Here is a 20,951-nt window from a genome sequence, read left to right as displayed (position 1 = left end):
GCGAAGACGGTGTGTCAGCTACAAATAGGCTGACTGATACACCGTCTTCGCGAGCAAGCCCGCTCCCACATGGATTAGTGCTAGTCGCGGGTTACTCGGCTATCTGCAACTTGCGCGACTCCGTATACACATACCGCACCTTCTCGTACTCGAACGGCGAGTTCAGCTGGCCGTAGCGGAAGCTGGTCTGGTAGCGCTTGTCGACGCCGCGCAGGAGCAGCAGTTCCGGGTGGTTGGCGCTGACTTCGGAGACGTTCAGGAAGTTGATCGCCGATTCGGCCGTGTAGTCCACCAGCAGGCCTGAGGTGTCGCGCAGGTTCGAAGGGCCGAAGATCGGCAGTACGAAATACGCGCCGGCCGGCACGCCGTAGAAGCCCAGCGTCTGGCCGAAGTCTTCGCTCTGGCGCGGCAGGCCCATGGCGGTGGCCGGGTCCCACAGGCCGGCGATGCCGACGGTGGTGTTGAGCAACAGCCGCGCGGTGGTTTCCATCGAACGCTTGCCCTTGAATTGCAGCAGGCTGTTCATCAGGTTCGGCACGTCTCCCAGGTTATTGAAGAAGTTGCTGACCCCGGTGCGCATGAAGCTCGGCGTGATGTAGCGGTAGCCATCGACCACCGGTAGGAATACCCATTGGTCGAAGCGGTAGTTGAAGTGGTAGACCCGGCGGTTCCACGACTCCAGCGGATCGTAGACGGCCAGGGCATTGAGGGTCGAGCGCTCGAATTCGCGCTGGTCCAGACCCGGGTTGAACTTGAGCTTGGTCAATGGCTCCTTGAAGCCATCCTCATCCACCACCACAGGCGCATTGGCCTTGCTGTTGTCGGCGTGGACCATGCCCGCACTCATTAACGCAGCGATAAGCAGGAGATATTTAGCCACGGAAGAACTCCAGCATGGCGTCGCTGTTGACGCGGTAGTTGAGGTTGCCGCAATGGCCGCCCAGTGGATAAACCGTCAGGCGATCGCCAAAGGTCTTGCGCAGGAAACCCAGGTCACCCGGGCCGAGGATGACGTCGTCGGCGTTATGCATCACGGCAATCTTAGGGCTGGCGTGCAGGTAGTCCTTCAATGCGTAGAGGCTGACCTGGTCGACCAGTTGCAACAGGCTGCCGCCGTCGGTGCGCGCCCGCCACATCGGGATCACCTGCTCGGTGAGGTAGCAGTCGAAATCGCATTGCAGCGCGCGCTTGAGGAACGGCGTCAGGCTGGTGCTTTCGGTGATCGGGAATTTGGGCGGGATGATCAGGCCGCGACGGTTGATCAGGTCCGAGGTGAAGGCAATGTCAGCCGCCGAGAAACGGAACGAGGTGCCGATCAGCATCGCCATCTGTTCGTTGCTCAGGTGCTGCTTGGACTGCTGGAAGTCGTACAGCAGTGCGTCATTGAGGTCGATGTAGCCTTTTTGCTGGAAGTAGCGGGTCAGCTTGTTCAGCACCAGCTCATAGAAGGTGGTGGTGCTGTTGATGCCCTTGACCTCGGTCTGTACCAGTCGGTCCAGGTTGGTGATCGAAGTGTAGAGGTTCACCGGCGGGTTCAGCAGTAGCACTTTCTTGAAGTTGAAGCTGCGCCGGGTTTCGTCCAGGTGCGCGACAAAAGCCGCGTCCAGGGCGCCGAGGCTGTAGCCGGTGAGGTAGTACTCGGTGACCGGCAGCTTGGGGTTCTGCGCCCGCACGGCCTGCATCACCCGGTACATGTCCTCGGCGTCTTCCTTGGAAATGCCTGGCGTGGCGAAGCGCGAAGCGGCGCTCATGAAGTCGAAGCTGGTGGGCGATGACAACTGCACCACGTGGTAGCCGGCCTTGTAGTAGAGGCGCTTGAGGTATTCGTTGATGGTGCTGTCATAGCGCGCACCGGTGCCGGCGATCAGGAAGATCAGCGGCGCCGGTTTGTCCTGTGTCGCCAGGCGGTAGGTGAGGCTTTTCACCGGCCAGAAGTTGTCCGGCAGGATGAATTCACGCTCCGGGCGAAGGGTCAGGCTGTAGTCGGCCTGATTGATATCCTCGATCAGCGGCAGCTCCGGGCGCAGGTCCGGCGGGGTGGTGGCGATGGTCGCCTCGAACGGGTTGGTCAAGGGATAGCCATAGCTGGCGGCGTCGATATCTGCCGCCAGCGCGGACGCACTCAGGATAAGGCCGCCGAAGAGGGCAGCGAAGGAACGGAGCATGACGAGATCCCTAAGAGGAAGGTGCCGATTGAGGTTCGCAGCCTATGACCGCCGAAGCTGAGCCAAGTGCCATGATGGGCACGAAACAGGCACGGACGGGGCGCAATAGTAGCGGGACGATACACGTTCGCGTGTGCTGGCCGCTAGTCATCTGATGACTGCCCGATTTGGTCGGGCAAAAAGTCCGTGTCGACTACACTGAAACGCCAGAGGTCGCTGCTGGCTTTCTGATGTCGTTTCTCGATGCCTTGACGTCGCAGACAGAGCAGGTTCCGGATCGGCGCAGGTTGATGATCGACGGGTCAGTACTCCACTGGCGTTCGGGCCGGTTTGCAGGCGAGCGTGATGGGGGCGCTGTGCACCATAACTATACGTTGACGCTGCCCGGCATCCGGCGGGCGCAGCACTTTCGGGGAAGTAACGATGAAGATGCGACGACTCTTGGGCGCAGGTGCCGCACTGGTACTGGCGATCAGCTCCACCCTGGCCAGCGCCGAAAACAAAACCCTGAGCATCGGCTACGTTGACGGCTGGTCCGACAGCGTCGCGACCACTCACGTGGCGGCGGAAGTCATCCAGCAAAAGCTTGGCTATGACGTGAAGCTGCAAGCGGTGGCGACCGGGATCATGTGGCAAGGCGTGGCGACCGGCAAGCTCGATGCGATGCTGTCGGCCTGGCTGCCAGTCACCCACGGCGACTACTGGGCCAAGAACAAAGACCAGGTGGTCGACTACGGTCCCAACTTCAAGGACGCGAAAATCGGCCTGATCGTGCCGGAATACGTCAAGGCCAAGACGATCGAAGACCTGAAGACTGACGATTCCTTCAAGAAACGCATCGTCGGCATCGACGCCGGTTCAGGTGTGATGCTCAAGACCGACCAGGCCATCAAGGACTACGACCTGACCGGCTACCAGCTCAAGGCCAGTTCTGGCGCCGGCATGATCGCCGAGCTGACCCGTGCCGAGAAGAAAAACGAATCCATCGCCGTGACCGGTTGGGTACCGCACTGGATGTTCGCCAAGTGGAAACTGCGCTTCCTCGAAGATTCCAAAGGTGTCTATGGCGCGGCTGAGACCGTAAACAGTATCGGCAGCAAGGAACTGGCGACCAAGGCGCCGGAAGTGGCCGAGTTCCTGAAGAAATTCCAGTGGGCTTCGAAAGACGAGATCGGCGAAGTCATGCTGGCGATCCAGGAAGGCGCCAAGCCGGACGCCGCCGCCAAGGACTGGGTCGCCAAGCACCCGGATCGCGTGAAGGAGTGGACCGGCAAGTAATCGGCCTGGTTTGACTGCTGTAAAAAACCGCATGACTTCGCGTCATGCGGTTTTTTTTCGTCCGAGCTTCTTCAAATTCACACAAATCCCTGTGGGAGCGGGCTTGCTCGCGAATGCGGTGAGTCAGTCACCCGGTAGCTGACAGACAGGCCGCCTTCGCGAGCAAGCCCGCTCCCACAAGGGATCGGCGAAAATTTTGCGGGAAACTGGCAAAACCGTCATGTCGTTCTAATACTAAGGTCGTCTGGATCCTAACCTTGAGCCGCATAGAGTAGGGTCGTTCCAACTTAAATCTGTGCTGCGAGGATAAAAACAATGAACGACAGCATTTACCTCTCGATTCAAAACAGCCCGCGCTTCAAGGAGCTGGTGAGAAAAAGGGAAAAGTTCGCCTGGATTCTTTCGGCGATCATGCTCGGGCTGTATTCCGGCTTCATTCTTCTGATCGCCTACGGGCCACACGTACTAGGGGCCAGGATTTCGCCCGAGTTGACGATCACCTGGGGGATTCCCATCGGCGTCGGCCTGATTCTCTCGGCCTTCGTCCTGACCGCCATCTACGTGCGACGCGCCAACGGCGAGTTCGACGACCTGAACAATGCGATTCTCAAGGAGGCTCAGCAATGATCCGGCGTCTAATGGCTCTCTTGAGCATCGCAGCGTTCGCCCCGGGGGCCTGGGCGGCTGAAGCCCTGACCGGTGCCGTGCAGAAGCAACCCCTCAACGTCTCCGCCATCGTGATGTTCGTGGTCTTCGTCGGCGCGACCCTGTGCATCACTTACTGGGCATCCAAGCGTAACAAGTCGGCCTCCGACTACTACGCGGCAGGCGGCCGGATCACCGGCTTCCAGAACGGTCTGGCGATTGCCGGTGACTACATGTCGGCGGCGTCCTTCCTGGGGATTTCCGCGCTGGTGTTCGCTTCGGGCTATGACGGCCTGATCTACTCCATCGGCTTCCTGGTGGGCTGGCCGATCATTCTGTTTCTGATCGCCGAGCGCCTGCGCAACCTGGGTAAATACACCTTTGCCGACGTGGCGTCCTATCGCCTGGGGCAAAAGCAGATCCGCACCCTGTCTGCCAGCGGTTCGCTGGTGGTGGTGGCGTTCTACCTGATCGCGCAGATGGTCGGTGCCGGCAAGCTGATCCAGCTGCTGTTCGGCCTGGACTACCATGTCGCGGTAATCCTGGTGGGTATCCTGATGTGCCTCTACGTGCTGTTCGGCGGCATGCTGGCCACCACCTGGGTACAGATCATCAAGGCGGTACTGCTGCTGTCGGGTGCTTCGTTCATGGCGCTGATGGTCATGAAGCACGTCAACTTCGACTTCAACATGCTGTTTGCCGAAGCGGTCAAGGTTCACCCTAAAGGTGAGGCGATCATGAGCCCTGGCGGCCTGGTGAAGGATCCGGTCTCGGCCTTCTCGCTGGGCCTGGCGCTGATGTTCGGTACCGCTGGCCTGCCGCACATCCTGATGCGCTTCTTCACCGTGAGTGACGCCAAGGAAGCGCGCAAGAGTGTGCTGTATGCCACCGGCTTCATCGGTTACTTCTACATCCTGACCTTCATCATCGGCTTCGGCGCGATCCTGCTGGTCAGCACCAACCCGGCCTTCAAGGACGCGGCAGGTGCCTTGCTGGGCGGTAACAACATGGCGGCGGTGCACCTGGCCGACGCAGTGGGCGGCAGTATTTTCCTGGGCTTCATCTCGGCTGTGGCCTTCGCCACCATCCTGGCTGTCGTGGCTGGCTTGACCCTGGCGGGCGCTTCGGCGGTGTCCCATGACCTGTACGCCAGCGTGATCAAGAAAGGCAAGGCCAACGAGAAGGACGAGATCCGCGTCTCGAAAATCACCACCATCGCCCTGGCGGTGCTGGCGATCGGCCTGGGCATCCTGTTCGAGAAGCAGAACATCGCGTTCATGGTGGGCCTGGCGTTCTCCATCGCGGCGAGCTGCAACTTCCCGGTCCTGCTGCTTTCGATGTACTGGAAGAAACTGACCACCCGCGGCGCCATGATCGGCGGCTGGCTGGGCCTGGTCAGTGCGGTGGGCTTGATGATCCTCGGCCCAACCATCTGGGTGCAGATCATGGGGCACGAGAAGCCGATCTACCCGTATGAATACCCGGCGCTGTTCTCGATGGCCATTGCCTTCGTCGGCATCTGGTTCTTCTCCATCACCGACAAGTCGGCTGAAGCCGCCAACGAGCGGGCGCTGTTCTTCCCGCAGTTCGTGCGTTCGCAGACCGGCCTGGGGGCGAGTGGGGCGGTTAATCACTAAGGTCTGGCGACCTGCTTCAACTGCAAAGCAAATACCCCGGTCGAGAGGCTGGGGTATTTTTTTGTGTGCGGGTTTTGAAGGTGTCAGATCAGCCGTCTTCGCGGGTAAACCCGCTCCCATATGGGAATGCGGCCCCCTGTGGGAGCGGGTTTACCCGCGAAGGCGTCGGTCCGGTCAACGGATGAAAGAAGGTAGAAACAAAACAGCCCCTGCTCTTATATAAAGAAGCGGGGGCCGTTCCGGTGCAGCTTGAGACCTTAATGCAAGACCAAAATCTTACTTACGGTCTTGCAACTCAGTGATGTCACGCGACTCGTAGCCGGTGTACAGCTGGCGCGGGCGGCCGATCTTGTACGGGCTGGAGAGCATTTCTTTCCAGTGGGAGATCCAGCCGACGGTCCGCGCCAGGGCGAAGATCACGGTGAACATGCTGGTTGGAATGCCGATCGCCTTGAGGATGATCCCCGAGTAGAAGTCGACGTTCGGGTACAGCGAGCGCTCGATGAAGTAAGGGTCGGTCAGGGCGATCTCTTCCAGGCGCATGGCCAGTTCGAGTTGCGGATCGTTCTTGATACCCAGCTCTTTCAATACTTCGTCGCAAGTCTGCTTCATGACGGTGGCGCGCGGGTCGCGGTTCTTGTAGACCCGGTGACCGAAGCCCATCAGCTTGAACGGATCGTTCTTGTCCTTGGCCTTGGCGATGAATTTGTCGATGTTCGAGACATCGCCGATTTCATCGAGCATGGTCAATACCGCTTCGTTGGCACCGCCGTGGGCCGGGCCCCAGAGTGCGGCGATACCGGCGGCGATACAGGCGAACGGGTTGGCACCCGAGGAGCCGGCAAGACGTACGGTGGACGTGGAGGCGTTCTGCTCGTGGTCGGCATGGAGGATGAAGATCCGGTCCATGGCCTTGGCGAGCACCGGGCTGATCGGTTTGATCTCGCACGGGGTGTTGAACATCATATGCAGGAAGTTCTCTGCATAGGTCAGGTCGTTACGCGGGTACATCATGGGCTGGCCCATGGAGTATTTGTAGACCATGGCTGCCAGGGTTGGCATCTTCGCCACCAGGCGGATCGCGGAAATTTCGCGATGCTGGGGGTTATTGATATCCAGGGAGTCGTGGTAGAAGGCCGACAGGGCGCCGACTACGCCGCACATGACGGCCATCGGGTGGGCGTCGCGGCGAAAGCCGTTGAAGAAGGACTTCAGCTGCTCGTGAACCATGGTGTGGTTCTTGACGGTACTGACGAACTGGGCCTTTTGCTCTGCGGTTGGCAGCTCGCCGTTGAGCAGCAGGTAGCAGGTTTCCAGGTAGTCCGATTTTTCAGCCAGTTGCTCGATCGGGTAGCCGCGGTGCAGCAGGATGCCGTTGTCGCCGTCGATATAGGTGATTTTCGACTCGCACGAGGCGGTCGACATGAAACCCGGGTCAAAGGTGAAACGGCCCGTGGCCGTCAGGCCCCGTACGTCGATTACATCGGGACCAACGGTGCCGGTTAAAATGGGCAGCTCGACGGGGGCTGCGCCCTCGATGATCAACTGCGCTTTTTTGTCAGCCATGTGGCCTCCTATTAATGCTTGGAATCATCAGACAGACCCCCCACGCAGGGCCCGCACCACTATAGTGAGATAAATCCGAAAGTCAATTTGCCTAAAGTCTTGCTCCAGAAGGCTTTAACCGGACTTTTTCCTCGAAATTGCCTGCCGTTTACGCCTTTTGCCGCGCTTGTGCAATGCGCCATCAGTGGAAGGTGAACGCGTTGTCATTAGTAGCCTAACTGTCTATACTCGGCCACCGACCGCCAGGGGCTTTTGGGCCAGCTTTGCTGGGGGTCGTCACTCCCTGGGTGGTGAGTACCTGACCAGTGCGCGCCGCAACAACTTTGCCCTGATTCTTAGGGGCTCTTCAGTGTGAAAAAAGCCGTGAAAAGCCAACGACCTGTAAACCTAGACCTAAGGACCATCAAACTCCCAGTCACTGCTTACACGTCCATTCTTCACCGAATCTCCGGTGTCATTCTCTTCGTCAGCCTGGCCATCATGCTTTATGCATTGGACAAGTCGCTCGACTCGGAAGAAGGCTTCGGTCAGGTGAAAGCGTGTCTGACCAGTCCGCTAGCCAAGCTAGTGATTTGGGGCATCCTGTCCGCCTTGCTGTATCACTTGGTTGCCGGTGTGCGCCACTTGATCATGGACATGGGCATCGGTGAAACGCTGGAAGGCGGCAAGCTGGGCTCGAAAATCATTATCGCCGTGTCTGCGGTGCTGATCGTTCTGGCAGGAGTCTGGATATGGTAACCAACGTCACGAACCTCTCGCGTTCGGGCCTCTATGACTGGATGGCGCAGCGTGTGTCTGCGGTCGTTCTCGCGGCTTACTTCATTTTCCTGATCGGATATGTGGTAGCAAACCCTGGCCTGGGCTACGCCCAATGGCATGAACTGTTCGCAAACAACTGGATGCGTATCTTCAGTCTGCTGGCACTTGTCGCACTGGGCGCTCACGCCTGGGTCGGCATGTGGACCATCGCCACCGACTACCTGACGCAAATGGCGTTCGGCAAGTCGGCGACTGCCATACGTTTCCTGTTCCAGGCGGTATGCGGCGTCGCGATGTTCGCTTACTTCGTCTGGGGCGTACAGATTCTCTGGGGTATCTGATTCATGGCTAACATTCCTACGATTTCTTTCGACGCCATCATTATTGGTGGCGGCGGTGCCGGCATGCGCGCAGCGCTGCAACTGGCCCAGGGCGGTCACAAGACTGCCGTGATCACCAAGGTTTTCCCGACCCGTTCGCACACTGTATCCGCCCAGGGCGGCATCACCTGCGCCATCGCGTCCGCCGACCCGAACGATGACTGGCGCTGGCACATGTACGATACCGTCAAGGGTTCCGACTACATCGGTGACCAGGACGCTATCGAATACATGTGTCAGGAAGGCCCGGCCGCGGTGTTCGAGCTGGACCACATGGGCCTGCCGTTCTCGCGTACCGAAACCGGCCGCATCTACCAGCGTCCGTTCGGTGGCCAGTCCAAGGACTACGGTAAAGGCGGGCAGGCTGCCCGTACTTGCGCAGCGTCCGACCGTACCGGTCACGCACTGCTGCACACCCTCTATCAGGGCAACCTGAAGGCCGGTACCACGTTCCTGAACGAGTACTACGCCGTTGACCTGGTGAAGAACCAGGACGGCGCCTTCGTCGGTGTGATCGCAATCTGCATCGAAACCGGCGAAACCACCTACATCCGCTCCAAGGCCACCGTGCTGGCGACCGGCGGTGCAGGCCGTATCTACGCCTCCACCACCAACGCCCTGATCAACACCGGTGACGGCGTTGGCATGGCCCTGCGTGCCGGCGTGCCGGTGCAGGATATCGAAATGTGGCAGTTCCACCCGACCGGCATCGCCGGCGCCGGTGTACTGGTCACCGAAGGTTGCCGCGGTGAAGGTGGTTACCTGATCAACAAGCATGGCGAGCGTTTCATGGAGCGTTATGCTCCGAACGCCAAGGACCTTGCCGGTCGTGACGTCGTGGCCCGTTCGATGGTTAAAGAGATCATCGCCGGTAACGGCTGTGGCCCCAATGGCGACCACGTGATGCTCAAGCTCGACCACCTGGGCGAGGAAGTGCTGCACAGCCGTCTGCCAGGCATCTGCGAACTGTCGAAGACATTCGCCCACGTCGACCCGGTCGTCGCACCGGTTCCAGTGGTTCCAACCTGTCACTATATGATGGGCGGCGTTCCTACCAACATTCATGGCCAGGCGATCACCCAGAACGCCGAAGGCGTGGATGAAATCATCCCTGGCCTGTTCGCAGTGGGTGAAGTGGCGTGCGTATCGGTTCACGGTGCCAACCGCCTGGGCGGCAACTCGCTGCTCGACCTGGTGGTCTTCGGTCGCGCTGCCGGCCTGCACCTGGAAAAGGCGCTGACCGACGGTATCGAGTACGACGACGCTACCGAAGCCGACATCAATGCGGCCTTGTCGCGCCTGAACGCGCTGAACAACCGTACCGATGGCGAAGACGTGGCCACCCTGCGTCGCGAGCTGCAAAGCTGCATGCAGAACTACTTCGGTGTGTTCCGTACCGGCGAATACATGCAGAAGGGTATCGCCCAGCTGGCGCAATTGCGTGAACGAATTGCCAACGTGAAGATCAACGATAAATCGCAGGCGTTCAACACTGCGCGTATCGAAGCGCTGGAATTGCAGAACCTGCTGGAAGTCGCCGAAGCCACCGCGATCGCGGCAGAAGTGCGTAAAGAGTCCCGTGGCGCCCACGCCCGCGAAGACTTCGAAGACCGTGACGACGAAAACTGGCTGTGCCACACCTTGTACTTCCCGGGTGAAAAACGCGTCGCCAAGCGTGCCGTGAACTTCTCGCCGAAGACTGTTCCGACTTTCGAACCAAAAGTCCGGACTTATTAAGGGTGACCGCTATGTTGCAAGTCAGTGTTTATCGCTACAACCCTGATCAGGACGCTGCGCCGTTCATGCAGGACTTCCAGGTCGATACCGGTGGTAAAGACCTGATGGTGCTGGACGTGCTGGCCCTGATCAAGGAACAGGACGAAGGCTTCTCCTACCGTCGTTCCTGCCGCGAGGGCGTTTGCGGCTCCGATGGCATGAACATCAACGGCAAGAACGGCCTGGCCTGCATCACGCCACTGTCGGCCGTGGTCAAGGGCAACAAGCTGGTGGTTCGTCCGTTGCCAGGTTTGCCGGTCATCCGTGACCTGGTCGTCGATATGAGCATCTTCTACAAGCAATACGAGAAGGTGAAGCCATTCCTGCAGAACGACACGCCGGCTCCGGCCATCGAGCGTCTGCAGTCCCCGGAAGAGCGTGAAAAGCTCGACGGTCTGTACGAGTGCATCCTGTGCGCCTGCTGCTCGACCTCGTGCCCGTCCTTCTGGTGGAACCCGGACAAGTTCCTGGGCCCGGCCGCCCTGCTGCAAGCGTATCGCTTCCTGGCAGACAGCCGTGATACCAAGACGTCCGAGCGTCTGGCCGCACTGGATGACCCGTTCAGCGTCTTCCGCTGCCGCGGGATCATGAACTGCGTCAACGTATGTCCGAAAGGCCTGAACCCGACTAAGGCCATCGGTCACGTGCGTAACATGCTGCTGCAAAACGGCGTGTGATTCAGCTGCTGTACCCGTAGAACCGTTGTACCCGTAGAGGCTAGGGCGCGGGCTTCAACCCGCGTCGTAGCATAACCAGAACAGCCGCTCACAAAGCGGCGGTTCTTATTTTGAAGAAATGAGACAAGCAGGGGCATCCGGGCTGGTACCCGGACTATCAGCGTGATCCTAAGTGGCTTGTTTTAGTCGCTGCACTCGGACTTCTGCAAGTTTGCTCGGTGTTTTCGCCGGTGGTGTTCCCCTAATCGAGGGTGACCAAGCATGCAAGAAAGCGTGATGCAGCGCATGTGGAACAGTGCCCACCTCTCCGGTGGTAACGCTGCCTATGTGGAAGAGCTCTACGAGCTCTACCTGCACGACCCTAACGCTGTGCCAGAAGAGTGGCGCACCTACTTTCAGAAGTTGCCGGCTGACGGTAACTCTGCCACCGACGTTTCGCACTCGACGATTCGCGATCATTTCGTGCTGCTGGCAAAGAACCAGCGCCGCGCCCAACCGGTGTCTGCCGGCAGCGTGAGCAGTGAGCACGAGAAGAAGCAAGTTGAAGTGCTGCGACTGATCCAGGCCTACCGGATGCGTGGCCACCAGGCAGCCCAGCTGGACCCGCTGGGGCTGTGGCAGCGTCCTGCACCTGCAGACCTGTCGATCACTCATTACGGCTTGACCAATGCCGATCTTGATACGACCTTCCGTGCCGGCGACCTGTTCATCGGCAAAGAGGAAGCGAGCCTACGCGAAATTCACGAAGCGTTGCAGCAGACATATTGCCGCACCATCGGCGCTGAGTTCACGCACATCACCGATTCCGAGCAGCGCCAGTGGTTCCAGCAGCGTCTGGAAAGCGTTCGTGGCCGTCCGACGTACTCCGCGGACATCAAGAGCCACTTGCTCGAGCGCGTCACCGCCGGTGAAGGCCTGGAGAAATACCTGGGGACCAAATACCCGGGCACCAAGCGTTTCGGCCTGGAAGGCGGCGAAAGCCTGATTCCGATGCTCGACGAGTTGATCCAGCGTTCCGGTTCCTACGGCACCAAGGAAGTCGTGATCGGCATGGCCCACCGTGGCCGCCTGAACGTGCTGGTCAACACCTTCGGCAAGAACCCGCGCGAGCTGTTCGACGAGTTCGAAGGCAAGAAGAAGGTCGAGCTGGGCTCCGGTGACGTGAAGTATCACCAAGGCTTCTCGTCCAACGTGATGACCACAGGTGGCGAAGTTCACCTGGCCATGGCGTTCAACCCGTCCCACCTGGAAATCGTTTCCCCGGTGGTCGAGGGTTCGGTCCGCGCCCGTCAGGATCGTCGCAACGATCCGACCGGCGAGAAGGTGCTGCCGATCTCCATCCACGGTGACGCGGCATTCGCCGGTCAAGGCGTGGTCATGGAAACCTTCCAGATGTCGCAGACCCGCGGTTTCAAGACCGGCGGCACCGTGCACATCGTGATCAACAACCAGGTCGGTTTCACCATCAGCAACCCGCTGGACTCGCGTTCCACCGAGTACGCCACCGACGTCGCGAAGATGATCCAGGCGCCGATTCTCCATGTGAATGGCGATGACCCGGAGGCGGTGCTGTTCGTGACCCAGTTGGCCATCGACTACCGCATGCAGTACAAGCGCGACGTGGTGATCGACCTGGTCTGCTACCGTCGTCGTGGCCACAACGAGGCCGACGAGCCAAGCGGCACCCAGCCTCTGATGTACCAGCAGATCGCCAAGCAGCGCACCACCCGTGAGCTGTATGCCGAGCGCCTGACCCAGGGCGGCGTGCTGGATGCCGAGCGCGTCCAGGAAAAAGTCGATGAATATCGCAACGCCCTGGACAACGGCCTGCATGTGGTGAAAAGCCTGGTCAAGGAACCGAACAAAGAGTTGTTCGTGGACTGGCGTCCTTATCTGGGCCACGCCTGGACCGCTCGTCACGACACGCGTTTCGACCTCAAGACCTTGCAGGAACTGTCCGCCAAGCTGCTGGAAATCCCGGAAGGCTTCGTGGTCCAGCGCCAGGTCGCGAAGATCTACGAAGACCGGCAGAAGATGCAAGCCGGTGGCCTGCCGATCAACTGGGGTTACGCTGAAACCATGGCGTACGCGACCCTGGCGTTCGAAGGTCACCCGATTCGCATCACCGGCCAGGACGTAGGCCGCGGCACTTTCTCGCACCGCCACGCGGCGTTGCACAACCAGAAAGACGCCAGCACCTACATCCCGCTGCAACACCTGTACAAGGGCCAGCCACGTTTCGACCTGTACGATTCGTTCCTGTCCGAGGAAGCCGTCCTGGCGTTCGAATATGGCTATTCCACCACCGAGCCGAATGCGCTGGTGATCTGGGAAGCCCAGTTCGGCGACTTCGCCAACGGCGCCCAGGTGGTTGTCGACCAGTTCATCACCAGTGGCGAACACAAGTGGGGCCGTCTGTGCGGTCTGACCATGCTGTTGCCGCACGGTTATGAAGGGCAGGGGCCGGAGCACTCCTCGGCACGTCTGGAGCGTTACCTGCAGCTGTGCGCCGAGCACAACGTCCAGGTCTGCGTACCGACCACCCCGGCACAGATCTACCACCTGCTGCGTCGTCAGGTCATCCGTCCGCTGCGCAAGCCGCTGATCGTGCTGACACCCAAGTCGCTGCTGCGTCACAAACTGGCGATCTCCACGCTCGAGGACCTGGCCGAAGGCTCGTTCCAGACGGTTATCCCGGAAATCGACGCACTGGATGCGGCCAAGGTGACTCGCCTGATCCTGTGCAGCGGCAAGGTTTACTACGACCTGCTGGAAAAACGTCGTGCCGAAGGCCGCGAAGACATCGCCATCGTGCGTATCGAGCAGCTCTACCCGTTCCCGGAAGACGACCTGATGGAGGCCATCGCGCCTTACACCAACCTCACCAACGTGGTGTGGTGTCAGGAAGAACCGATGAACCAGGGCGCGTGGTACAGCAGCCAGCATCATCTGCGTCGCAGTATCGGCAACCATAACAAGGCCCTGGGCCTGGAATATGCCGGCCGTGATGCTTCCGCTGCACCTGCGTGTGGTTATGCGTCGATGCACGCCGAGCAGCAGGAAAAACTGCTGCAAGATGCTTTCACTGTTTAAGCCTTCGTGCTGACTGAAACCGAATTTTAAGGACCCACAGATAATGGCTATCGAAATCAAAGCCCCGTCATTCCCGGAATCGGTTGCCGATGGCACCGTTGCCACCTGGCACAAGAAACCAGGCGAAGCCGTAAAGCGTGACGACCTGATCGTCGACATCGAGACCGACAAAGTCGTTCTGGAAGTGCTGGCCGAAGCTGACGGCGTGCTCGGCGCAATCGTTGCCGAAGAGGGCGCTACCGTCCTGTCCAACCAGGTACTGGGCTCGATCGAAGAGGGCGGCGCTGCTGCCGCTGCTCCGGCCGCCGCTGCACCGGCTGCTGCTCCAGCCGCCGCTGCTGCCGACGCTGGCGAAGACGATCCAGTCGCCGCGCCTGCTGCGCGCAAGATCGCTGAAGAAAACGGCATCAACATCGCTTCCGTTGCCGGCACCGGCAAGGGTGGTCGCGTGACCAAGGAAGACGTGGTGGCTGCCGTTGCCGCCAAGAAAGCCGCTCCAGCCGCTGCACCGGCCAAGCCAGCCGCGCCAGCCGCCGCTGCACCGGTGTTCGCTGCCGGTGACCGCGTTGAAAAACGCGTTCCAATGACCCGCGTTCGGGCCACCGTGGCCAAGCGTCTGGTAGAAGCCCAGTCGAACATGGCGATGCTGACCACTTTCAACGAAGTCGACATGACTGAAGTCATGGCCCTGCGTTCAAAGTACAAGGATCTGTTCGAGAAGTCCCACAATGGCGTACGCCTGGGCTTCATGTCGTTCTTCGTCAAGGCTGCCACCGAAGCGCTGAAGCGCTTCCCGGCCGTCAACGCGTCGATCGACGGTTCCGACATCGTCTACCACGGTTACGCCGACATCGGTGTCGCGGTCTCCAGCGACCGTGGCCTGGTGGTTCCGGTACTGCGTAACGCCGAACTGATGAGCCTGGCCGAAATCGAAGGCGGCATCGCTACCTTCGGCAAGAAGGCCCGTGACGGCAAGCTGTCCATCGAAGAGATGACCGGCGGTACGTTCACCATCACCAACGGTGGTACATTCGGTTCGATGATGTCGACCCCGATCGTCAACCCGCCACAAGCAGCGATCCTGGGGATGCACAACATCATCCAGCGTCCGATGGCAATCAACGGTCAAGTCGTGATCCGTCCGATGATGTACCTGGCACTGTCCTACGATCACCGCCTGATCGATGGTAAGGAAGCCGTAACGTTCCTGGTCACCATCAAGAACCTGCTTGAAGATCCGGCGCGTCTGCTGCTGGATATCTGATTTCGCCGCGAGGGCCGGTCGGTTGACCGGCCTCTTGCTGAAACAACCGGTTTCGTCCCACGACGGTCACCACAAGCGGCCGTCCGGTTTGATTCGAAAAGGAATGACTCATGACTCAGAAATTCGACGTGGTAGTGATTGGTGCGGGCCCTGGCGGCTACGTAGCGGCCATCAAGGCTGCGCAACTTGGCCTCAGCACTGCCTGCATCGAGAAATACACCGATGGCGAGGGCAAACAGGCCCTCGGCGGTACTTGCCTGAACGTCGGTTGCATTCCTTCCAAGGCGCTGCTGGACAGCTCCTGGAAATACAAGGAAGCGAAAGAAAGCTTCAACGTCCACGGCATCTCCACTGGCGAAGTCAAGATGGACGTCGCTGCGATGGTTGGCCGCAAGGCCGGCATCGTCAAGAACCTGACCAGCGGTGTCGCCACCCTGTTCAAGGCCAACGGCGTGACCTCGATCCAGGGCCACGGCAAGCTGTTGCTGGGCAAGAAGGTCGAAGTGACCAAGCCTGATGGTTCGGTTGAAGTGATCGAAGCCGAGAACGTCATCCTGGCGCCGGGCTCGCGCCCGATCGACATCCCGCCAGCCCCGGTCGACCAGAACGTGATCGTCGATTCCACTGGCGCCCTGGAATTCCAGTCCGTGCCTAAGCGCCTGGGCGTGATCGGTGCCGGCGTCATCGGCCTGGAGCTGGGTTCGGTATGGTCGCGCCTGGGCGCGCAAGTGACTGTGCTCGAAGCTCTCGACACCTTCCTGATGGCTGCCGACACCGCCGTCTCCAAGGAAGCGTTGAAAACGCTGACCAAGCAAGGCCTGGACATCAAGCTGGGTGCTCGCGTGACCGGTTCCAAGGTCAACGGCGAAGAAGTCGTGGTCAACTACACCGACGCCAATGGCGAACAGACCATCACTTTCGACAAGCTGATCGTTGCGGTCGGCCGTCGTCCGGTGACCACCGACCTGCTGGCTGCCGACAGCGGCGTGAACATCGACGAGCGCGGCTTCATTGCGGTCAATGAGCAATGCGAAACCGACGTACCGGGCGTCTTCGCCATCGGCGACGTGGTTCGCGGCATGATGCTGGCGCACAAGGCTTCCGAAGAAGGCATCATGGTGGTCGAGCGTATCAAGGGCCACAAAGCCCAGATCAACTACGACCTGATCCCGTCGGTTATCTACACCCACCCGGAAATCGCATGGGTCGGCAAGACCGAGCAGGCCTTGAAAGCCGAAGGCGTTGAAGTTAACGTCGGCACCTTCCCGTTCGCCGCCAGTGGCCGTGCCATGGCAGCCAACGATACCGGCGGTTTCGTGAAAGTCATCGCCGATGCCAAGACGGATCGCGTGTTGGGCGTTCACGTCATTGGCCCAAGCGCTGCCGAGCTGGTACAGCAAGGCGCGATCGGCATGGAATTCGGCACCAGCGCTGAAGACCTGGGCATGATGGTCTTCTCCCATCCGACCCTGTCCGAAGCCTTACACGAAGCGGCCCTGGCCGTGAATGGCGGCGCCATCCACGTGGCCAACCGCAAGAAGCGTTAACAGATAATAAGAAACCACGGCGGTACGGCCCGTCGTGAGCCTTGCGAGCAAGACTCACCGCGGAATGTCCGCTGGACGCAGTCTCGCGTAGCGGCACCGGTTCACCGGAAGGCTACGCGAGCAGCAGTCACAGGTGGTGCGGCACTAAAAATGGTGCAGCACCGAATGCGCAGTACCTAACGAAGACGGTAATAAGCATGAATCTTCACGAGTATCAGGGTAAGCAGCTGTTCGCTGAGTACGGCCTGCCAGTATCCACAGGCTACGCGGTAGACACCCCGGAAGCGGCAGCAGAAGCTTGCGACAAAATCGGCGGCAGCGAATGGGTTGTCAAAGCCCAGGTTCACGCCGGTGGTCGCGGTAAAGCGGGCGGCGTCAAGCTGGTTCGCAGCAAAGAAGACGCCAAGGCCTTCGCACAGCAGTGGCTGGGCAAGCGTCTGGTGACTTACCAGACTGATGCCAACGGTCAGCCAGTCACCAAGATCCTGGTCGAGTCGTGCACTGATATCGCTAAAGAGCTGTACCTGGGCGCTGTCGTTGACCGTTCGAGCCGCCGCATCGTGTTCATGGCTTCCACCGAAGGTGGCGTGGACATCGAGAAAATCGCTCACGATACCCCTGAGAAAATCCTCAAGGCCACCATCGACCCACTGGTTGGCGCCCAGCCATTCCAGGGTCGCGAGCTGGCCTTCCAGCTGGGCCTGGAAGGCAAGCAGGTCACTCAGTTCGCCAAGATCTTCGTCGGTCTGGCCAAACTGTTCCAAGACCACGACCTGGCCCTGCTGGAAGTGAACCCGCTGGTGATCAAGGCCGACGGCGACCTGCACTGCCTCGATGCCAAGATCAACATCGACGCCAACGCCATGTACCGTCAGCCTAAGCTGAAGACTTTCCACGATCCGTCGCAAGACGATCCGCGCGAAGCGCACGCTGCCAAGTTCGAACTGAACTACGTAGCCTTGGAAGGTAACATCGGTTGCATGGTCAACGGTGCTGGCCTGGCCATGGGTACCATGGACATCGTCAACCTGCATGGCGGCAAGCCAGCCAACTTCCTCGACGTGGGCGGTGGCGCTACCAAGGAACGCGTAACCGAAGCGTTCAAGATCATCCTGTCCGACACCAATGTTGCCGCCGTACTGGTCAACATCTTCGGTGGCATCGTTCGTTGCGACATGATTGCCGAAGGCATCATTGGCGCCGTGAAAGAAGTGGGCGTGAAAATCCCGGTTGTTGTTCGCCTTGAAGGCAACAACGCTGAGCTGGGCGCTAAAGTACTGGCAGAAAGCGGTTTGAACATCATCGCTGCTACCAGCCTGACCGACGCTGCTCAACAAGTTGTCAAAGCTGCGGAGGGCAAATAATGAGCGTCCTGATCAACAAAGACACCAAGGTTATCTGCCAGGGTATTACCGGTTCGCAAGGTAGCTTCCACACCCAGCAAGCCATCGAATACGGCACCAAGATGGTCGGTGGCGTAACGCCAGGCAAAGGCGGCACCGAGCACCTGGGCCTGCCGGTCTTCAACACCGTGAAAGACGCTGTAGCAGCCACTGGCGCCACCGCCAGCGTGATCTACGTTCCGGCTCCGTTCTGCAAGGACTCCATCCTTGAAGCAGCGTTCGGCGGCATCAAGCTGATCGTGTGCATCACCGAAGGCATCCCGACCATCGACATGCTGGAAGCCAAGGTCAAGTGCGACGAGCTGGGCATCACCCTGATCGGCCCTAACTGCCCAGGCGTGATCACTCCAGGCGAATGCAAGATCGGCATCATGCCAGGTCACATTCACTTGCCAGGCAAAGTCGGTATCGTTTCCCGTTCCGGCACCCTGACTTACGAAGCCGTGAAGCAGACCACTGACGCCGGTTTCGGTCAGTCGACTTGCGTCGGCATCGGCGGTGACCCGATCCCGGGCTCCAACTTCATCGACATCCTGAAGCTGTTCCAGGAAGACCCGAAGACCGAAGCGATCGTCATGATCGGTGAGATCGGCGGTTCGGCTGAAGAAGAAGCGGCTGCCTACATCAAGGCCAACGTGACCAAGCCGGTTGTTTCCTACATTGCTGGTGTGACTGCTCCTCCGGGCAAGCGCATGGGCCATGCTGGCGCAATCATCTCTGGCGGCAAAGGCACTGCAGACGAGAAATTCGCTGCGCTGCAAGACGCAGGCGTGAAAACCGTGCGTTCGCTGGCGGACATCGGCAAGGCCCTGGCCGAGCTGACTGGCTGGGAAATGAAGAAGTAAGCTTCGGCTGACCTTTTCGTTCCAGCAACAAAGGCCACCTTCGGGTGGCCTTTGTCGTTTCTGGCCTTTGGAAACTTTCGCGGTGATGTGCTCTTCCTGTGGCGAGGGAGCTTGCTCCCGCTGGGCTGCGAAGCGGCCCAAACGATAACCGTGAGGTTCAGCCAGACGAACCGCATTGCCTGGTTTTGCGACTGCTGCGCAGTCGAGCGGGAGCAAGCTCCCTCGCCACGGGTGTAAGCAACAGGGTCGTGGATAAATAGATACGTAAAAGCGACACGGAAACGTCGTGCATCGGATAGTTCGCCCCTTAACAGTGCGTTTTATCGCTAAATTCGTTAGGCTAGCCGCCATTTTTGCGCTCGCTGCCCACAAGGAAGCGACGCGCCAAACGGGTTGGTCTCATACGGATCGACAGCATTTCCCTCACCCATAAGGGAAATCCCTCTCTAAATTCCGATTCAGTAGTGTGGTTTCCTTAATGAAAGTGTTGAAAGGCCAGGACATCCTGGCGCTTGGTTTCATGACATTTGCCCTGTTCGTCGGGGCTGGCAACATCATCTTCCCACCCATCGTCGGTTTGCAGTCCGGACCTCATGTCTGGATGGCGGCGCTAGGGTTTTTGATCACCGCTGTCGGGCTGCCGGTCATCACCGTCGTGGCGCTGGCCAAGGTCGGTGGCGCCATGGACGCCTTGAGCAGCCCGATCGGCAAGGTCGCCGGCGGCCTGCTGGCAGCCGTGTGCTACCTGGCGGTGGGCCCGCTGTTCGCCACGCCGCGTACCGCCACCGTCTCGTTCGAGGTCGGCCTCGCGCCGCTGACCGGTGAAAGCCCGCTGGCACTGTTTCTCTACAGCGCGGTGTATTTCCTGGTGGTGTTCTTCATCTCGCTCTACCCGGGCCGCTTGCTGGACACCGTCGGGCGCTTCCTCGCACCGTTGAAGATCATTGCCCTGGCTGTGCTGGGCATCGCCGCGTTTGCCTTGCCTGCCGGCGATATCGGCGTGGCGACCCCGGAATACGTGGCGGCGCCGTTTTCCCAAGGCTTCATCAACGGCTACCTGACCATGGATACCCTGGGTGCACTGGTGTTCGGCATCGTCATCGTGAACGCGATCCGTTCCCGTGGCGTCGAGTCGCCGGCGCTGATCACCCGCTACGCCATCATTGCCGGGCTGATCGCCGGGGTAGGGTTGGCGCTGGTCTATGTCAGCCTGTTCCGCCTGGGCTCGGGCAGCCATGAAGTGGCCGCCGGTGCGACCAACGGCGCCGCTGTATTGCACGCCTACGTGCAGCACACCTTCGGCAGCCTGGGCAGCGGCTTCCTTGCCGTGCTGATCTCCCTGGCGTGCCTGGTGACTGCGGTCGGCCTGACCTGCGCATGCGCCGAATACTTCAGCCGTGTCCTGCCACTGTCCTACAAGACCCTGGTAGTGATCCTGGCCGCGTTTTCGCTGCTGGTGTCCAACCTGGGGCTGACCAAGCTGATTGCCTTCTCGATCCCGGTCCTTACCGCGATCTACCCGCCATGCATTGCCCTGGTGGCCCTGAGCTTCTGCAAGGATTTCTGGCACGAGCAGGGGCGCATCGTCGGCCCGGTGATGCTGGTGTCGTTCCTGTTTGGCCTGGTCGACGCGCTCAAGGGCGCAGGCCTTGCCGACTGGATGCCGGCACAGCTGGCCCACCTGCCGCTGAGCGAGCAGGGCCTGGCGTGGCTGGTGCCTTCGGTGATGACCTTGGCGGTCGCGGTGGTGTGTGACCGCCTGCTGGGCAAGCGCAGCGAAGCGCTGGCGTAAGCCCTTAACGGCCAACACCGAAATGCCCCGTATCAGTCGATACGGGGCATTTTTTTGGGCGGCAGTGTCTTTTCTGGTGAGCTAACGTCGAAGCAGTGTCTTGAAAGCTTACATAGCCCATTGT

The 20,951-nt window shown here is 59.9% G+C and carries 16 protein-coding genes; 13 read left to right on the top strand and 3 right to left on the bottom strand.

The annotated features are described in order from the left end of the window. Positions 1-91: 91 nt before the first annotated feature. Together RGM2987_RS03840 and RGM2987_RS03835 are read right to left on the bottom strand one after the other, a co-directional pair. A complete protein-coding gene (locus RGM2987_RS03840; RefSeq protein ID WP_245138788.1) occupies positions 92-880 on the bottom strand; it encodes a VacJ family lipoprotein in 789 nt (262 codons plus the stop codon). Then, positions 873-2,165, bottom strand: coding sequence for a serine/threonine protein kinase (locus RGM2987_RS03835; protein WP_245138787.1), 1,293 nt, complete (start codon positions 2,163-2,165; stop codon positions 873-875). The genes RGM2987_RS03840 and RGM2987_RS03835 overlap by 8 nt, the downstream gene beginning before the upstream one ends. Positions 2,166-2,588: 423 nt before the next feature. On the opposite strand from RGM2987_RS03835, the gene RGM2987_RS03830 reads away from it, so the two are divergent. The 3 genes from RGM2987_RS03830 (at position 2,589) to RGM2987_RS03820 (ending at position 5,725) form a co-directional block, all read left to right on the top strand. Continuing rightward, positions 2,589-3,443, top strand: coding sequence for a glycine betaine ABC transporter substrate-binding protein (locus RGM2987_RS03830; protein WP_245138786.1), 855 nt, complete (start codon positions 2,589-2,591; stop codon positions 3,441-3,443). 315 nt (positions 3,444-3,758) lie between these two features. Then, positions 3,759-4,070 carry a DUF485 domain-containing protein gene (locus RGM2987_RS03825; protein WP_245138785.1) on the top strand — a complete coding sequence of 104 codons (312 nt, stop codon included), beginning with the start codon at positions 3,759-3,761 and terminating at the stop codon, positions 4,068-4,070. Beyond that, on the top strand, positions 4,067-5,725 hold the full coding sequence (locus tag RGM2987_RS03820) for a cation acetate symporter (RefSeq protein ID WP_245138784.1): 1,659 nt from the start codon (positions 4,067-4,069) through the stop codon (positions 5,723-5,725). The genes RGM2987_RS03825 and RGM2987_RS03820 overlap by 4 nt, the downstream gene beginning before the upstream one ends. A 276-nt stretch (positions 5,726-6,001) precedes the next feature. On the opposite strand, the gene gltA is transcribed toward RGM2987_RS03820, so the two are convergent. Continuing rightward, positions 6,002-7,291 carry a citrate synthase gene (gene gltA, locus RGM2987_RS03815; RefSeq protein WP_245138783.1) on the bottom strand — a complete coding sequence of 430 codons (1,290 nt, stop codon included), beginning with the start codon at positions 7,289-7,291 and terminating at the stop codon, positions 6,002-6,004. Between the two features lie 351 nt (positions 7,292-7,642). On the opposite strand from gltA, the gene sdhC reads away from it, so the two are divergent. From sdhC to brnQ, 10 genes are all read left to right on the top strand, one after another. Continuing rightward, the gene (gene sdhC / locus RGM2987_RS03810) at positions 7,643-8,029 is read left to right on the top strand and encodes a succinate dehydrogenase, cytochrome b556 subunit (protein WP_245138782.1); all 387 of its coding nucleotides are present in this window, start codon (positions 7,643-7,645) and stop codon (positions 8,027-8,029) included. Beyond that, on the top strand, positions 8,023-8,391 hold the full coding sequence (gene sdhD, locus RGM2987_RS03805) for a succinate dehydrogenase, hydrophobic membrane anchor protein (protein ID WP_042731480.1): 369 nt from the start codon (positions 8,023-8,025) through the stop codon (positions 8,389-8,391). The genes sdhC and sdhD overlap by 7 nt, the downstream gene beginning before the upstream one ends. Before the next feature lie 3 nt (positions 8,392-8,394). Continuing rightward, the gene (gene sdhA, locus RGM2987_RS03800; RefSeq protein ID WP_245138781.1) at positions 8,395-10,167 is read left to right on the top strand and encodes a succinate dehydrogenase flavoprotein subunit; all 1,773 of its coding nucleotides are present in this window, start codon (positions 8,395-8,397) and stop codon (positions 10,165-10,167) included. 11 nt (positions 10,168-10,178) lie between these two features. After that, complete coding sequence (locus RGM2987_RS03795) at positions 10,179-10,883, top strand: succinate dehydrogenase iron-sulfur subunit (RefSeq protein WP_207964740.1); 705 nt, start codon at positions 10,179-10,181, stop codon at positions 10,881-10,883. A gap of 261 nt (positions 10,884-11,144) precedes the next feature. Beyond that, a complete protein-coding gene (locus RGM2987_RS03790) occupies positions 11,145-13,976 on the top strand; it encodes a 2-oxoglutarate dehydrogenase E1 component (RefSeq protein ID WP_245138780.1) in 2,832 nt (943 codons plus the stop codon). 43 nt (positions 13,977-14,019) lie between these two features. Further along, entirely contained in the window at positions 14,020-15,240 is a 1,221-nt protein-coding gene (gene odhB, locus RGM2987_RS03785) for a 2-oxoglutarate dehydrogenase complex dihydrolipoyllysine-residue succinyltransferase (RefSeq protein ID WP_245138779.1), read from the top strand. A 110-nt stretch (positions 15,241-15,350) separates the two neighbouring features. Further along, positions 15,351-16,787, top strand: coding sequence for a dihydrolipoyl dehydrogenase (gene lpdA / locus RGM2987_RS03780; RefSeq protein ID WP_245138778.1), 1,437 nt, complete (start codon positions 15,351-15,353; stop codon positions 16,785-16,787). Between the two features lie 197 nt (positions 16,788-16,984). Then, positions 16,985-18,151, top strand: a complete 1,167-nt coding sequence (sucC, locus tag RGM2987_RS03775; protein ID WP_003179235.1) for an ADP-forming succinate--CoA ligase subunit beta — start codon at positions 16,985-16,987, stop codon at positions 18,149-18,151. Further along, a complete protein-coding gene (gene sucD, locus RGM2987_RS03770) occupies positions 18,151-19,035 on the top strand; it encodes a succinate--CoA ligase subunit alpha (protein ID WP_003179236.1) in 885 nt (294 codons plus the stop codon). Before sucC ends, sucD begins: the two co-directional genes overlap by 1 nt. 478 nt (positions 19,036-19,513) lie before the next feature. Next, positions 19,514-20,827, top strand: coding sequence for a branched-chain amino acid transport system II carrier protein (gene brnQ / locus RGM2987_RS03765; protein ID WP_245138777.1), 1,314 nt, complete (start codon positions 19,514-19,516; stop codon positions 20,825-20,827). The last annotated feature ends 124 nt before the right edge of the window (positions 20,828-20,951 follow it).

It is taken from the genome of Pseudomonas sp. RGM2987, from assembly GCF_022952855.1.
Taxonomy (GTDB): Bacteria; Pseudomonadota; Gammaproteobacteria; order Pseudomonadales; family Pseudomonadaceae; genus Aquipseudomonas.
Note: the sequence above shows the minus strand (reverse complement) of the source record. Positions and strands in the feature narration are given on the sequence as shown.

Excerpts from the sequence above, each read along its gene's own strand:
- RGM2987_RS03835 (WP_245138787.1), bottom strand. The coding sequence starts at position 2,165 with ATGCTCCGTTCCTTCGCTGCCCTCTTCGGCGGCCTTATCCTGAGTGCG.
- RGM2987_RS03830 (WP_245138786.1), top strand. The coding sequence starts at position 2,589 with ATGAAGATGCGACGACTCTTGGGCGCAGGTGCCGCACTGGTACTGGCG.
- RGM2987_RS03825 (WP_245138785.1), top strand. The coding sequence starts at position 3,759 with ATGAACGACAGCATTTACCTCTCGATTCAAAACAGCCCGCGCTTCAAG.
- RGM2987_RS03820 (WP_245138784.1), top strand. The coding sequence starts at position 4,067 with ATGATCCGGCGTCTAATGGCTCTCTTGAGCATCGCAGCGTTCGCCCCG.
- gltA (WP_245138783.1), bottom strand. The coding sequence starts at position 7,291 with ATGGCTGACAAAAAAGCGCAGTTGATCATCGAGGGCGCAGCCCCCGTC.
- sdhD (WP_042731480.1), top strand. The coding sequence starts at position 8,023 with ATGGTAACCAACGTCACGAACCTCTCGCGTTCGGGCCTCTATGACTGG.
- sdhA (WP_245138781.1), top strand. The coding sequence starts at position 8,395 with ATGGCTAACATTCCTACGATTTCTTTCGACGCCATCATTATTGGTGGC.
- RGM2987_RS03795 (WP_207964740.1), top strand. The coding sequence starts at position 10,179 with ATGTTGCAAGTCAGTGTTTATCGCTACAACCCTGATCAGGACGCTGCG.
- RGM2987_RS03790 (WP_245138780.1), top strand. The coding sequence starts at position 11,145 with ATGCAAGAAAGCGTGATGCAGCGCATGTGGAACAGTGCCCACCTCTCC.
- odhB (WP_245138779.1), top strand. The coding sequence starts at position 14,020 with ATGGCTATCGAAATCAAAGCCCCGTCATTCCCGGAATCGGTTGCCGAT.
- lpdA (WP_245138778.1), top strand. The coding sequence starts at position 15,351 with ATGACTCAGAAATTCGACGTGGTAGTGATTGGTGCGGGCCCTGGCGGC.
- sucC (WP_003179235.1), top strand. The coding sequence starts at position 16,985 with ATGAATCTTCACGAGTATCAGGGTAAGCAGCTGTTCGCTGAGTACGGC.
- sucD (WP_003179236.1), top strand. The coding sequence starts at position 18,151 with ATGAGCGTCCTGATCAACAAAGACACCAAGGTTATCTGCCAGGGTATT.
- brnQ (WP_245138777.1), top strand. The coding sequence starts at position 19,514 with ATGAAAGTGTTGAAAGGCCAGGACATCCTGGCGCTTGGTTTCATGACA.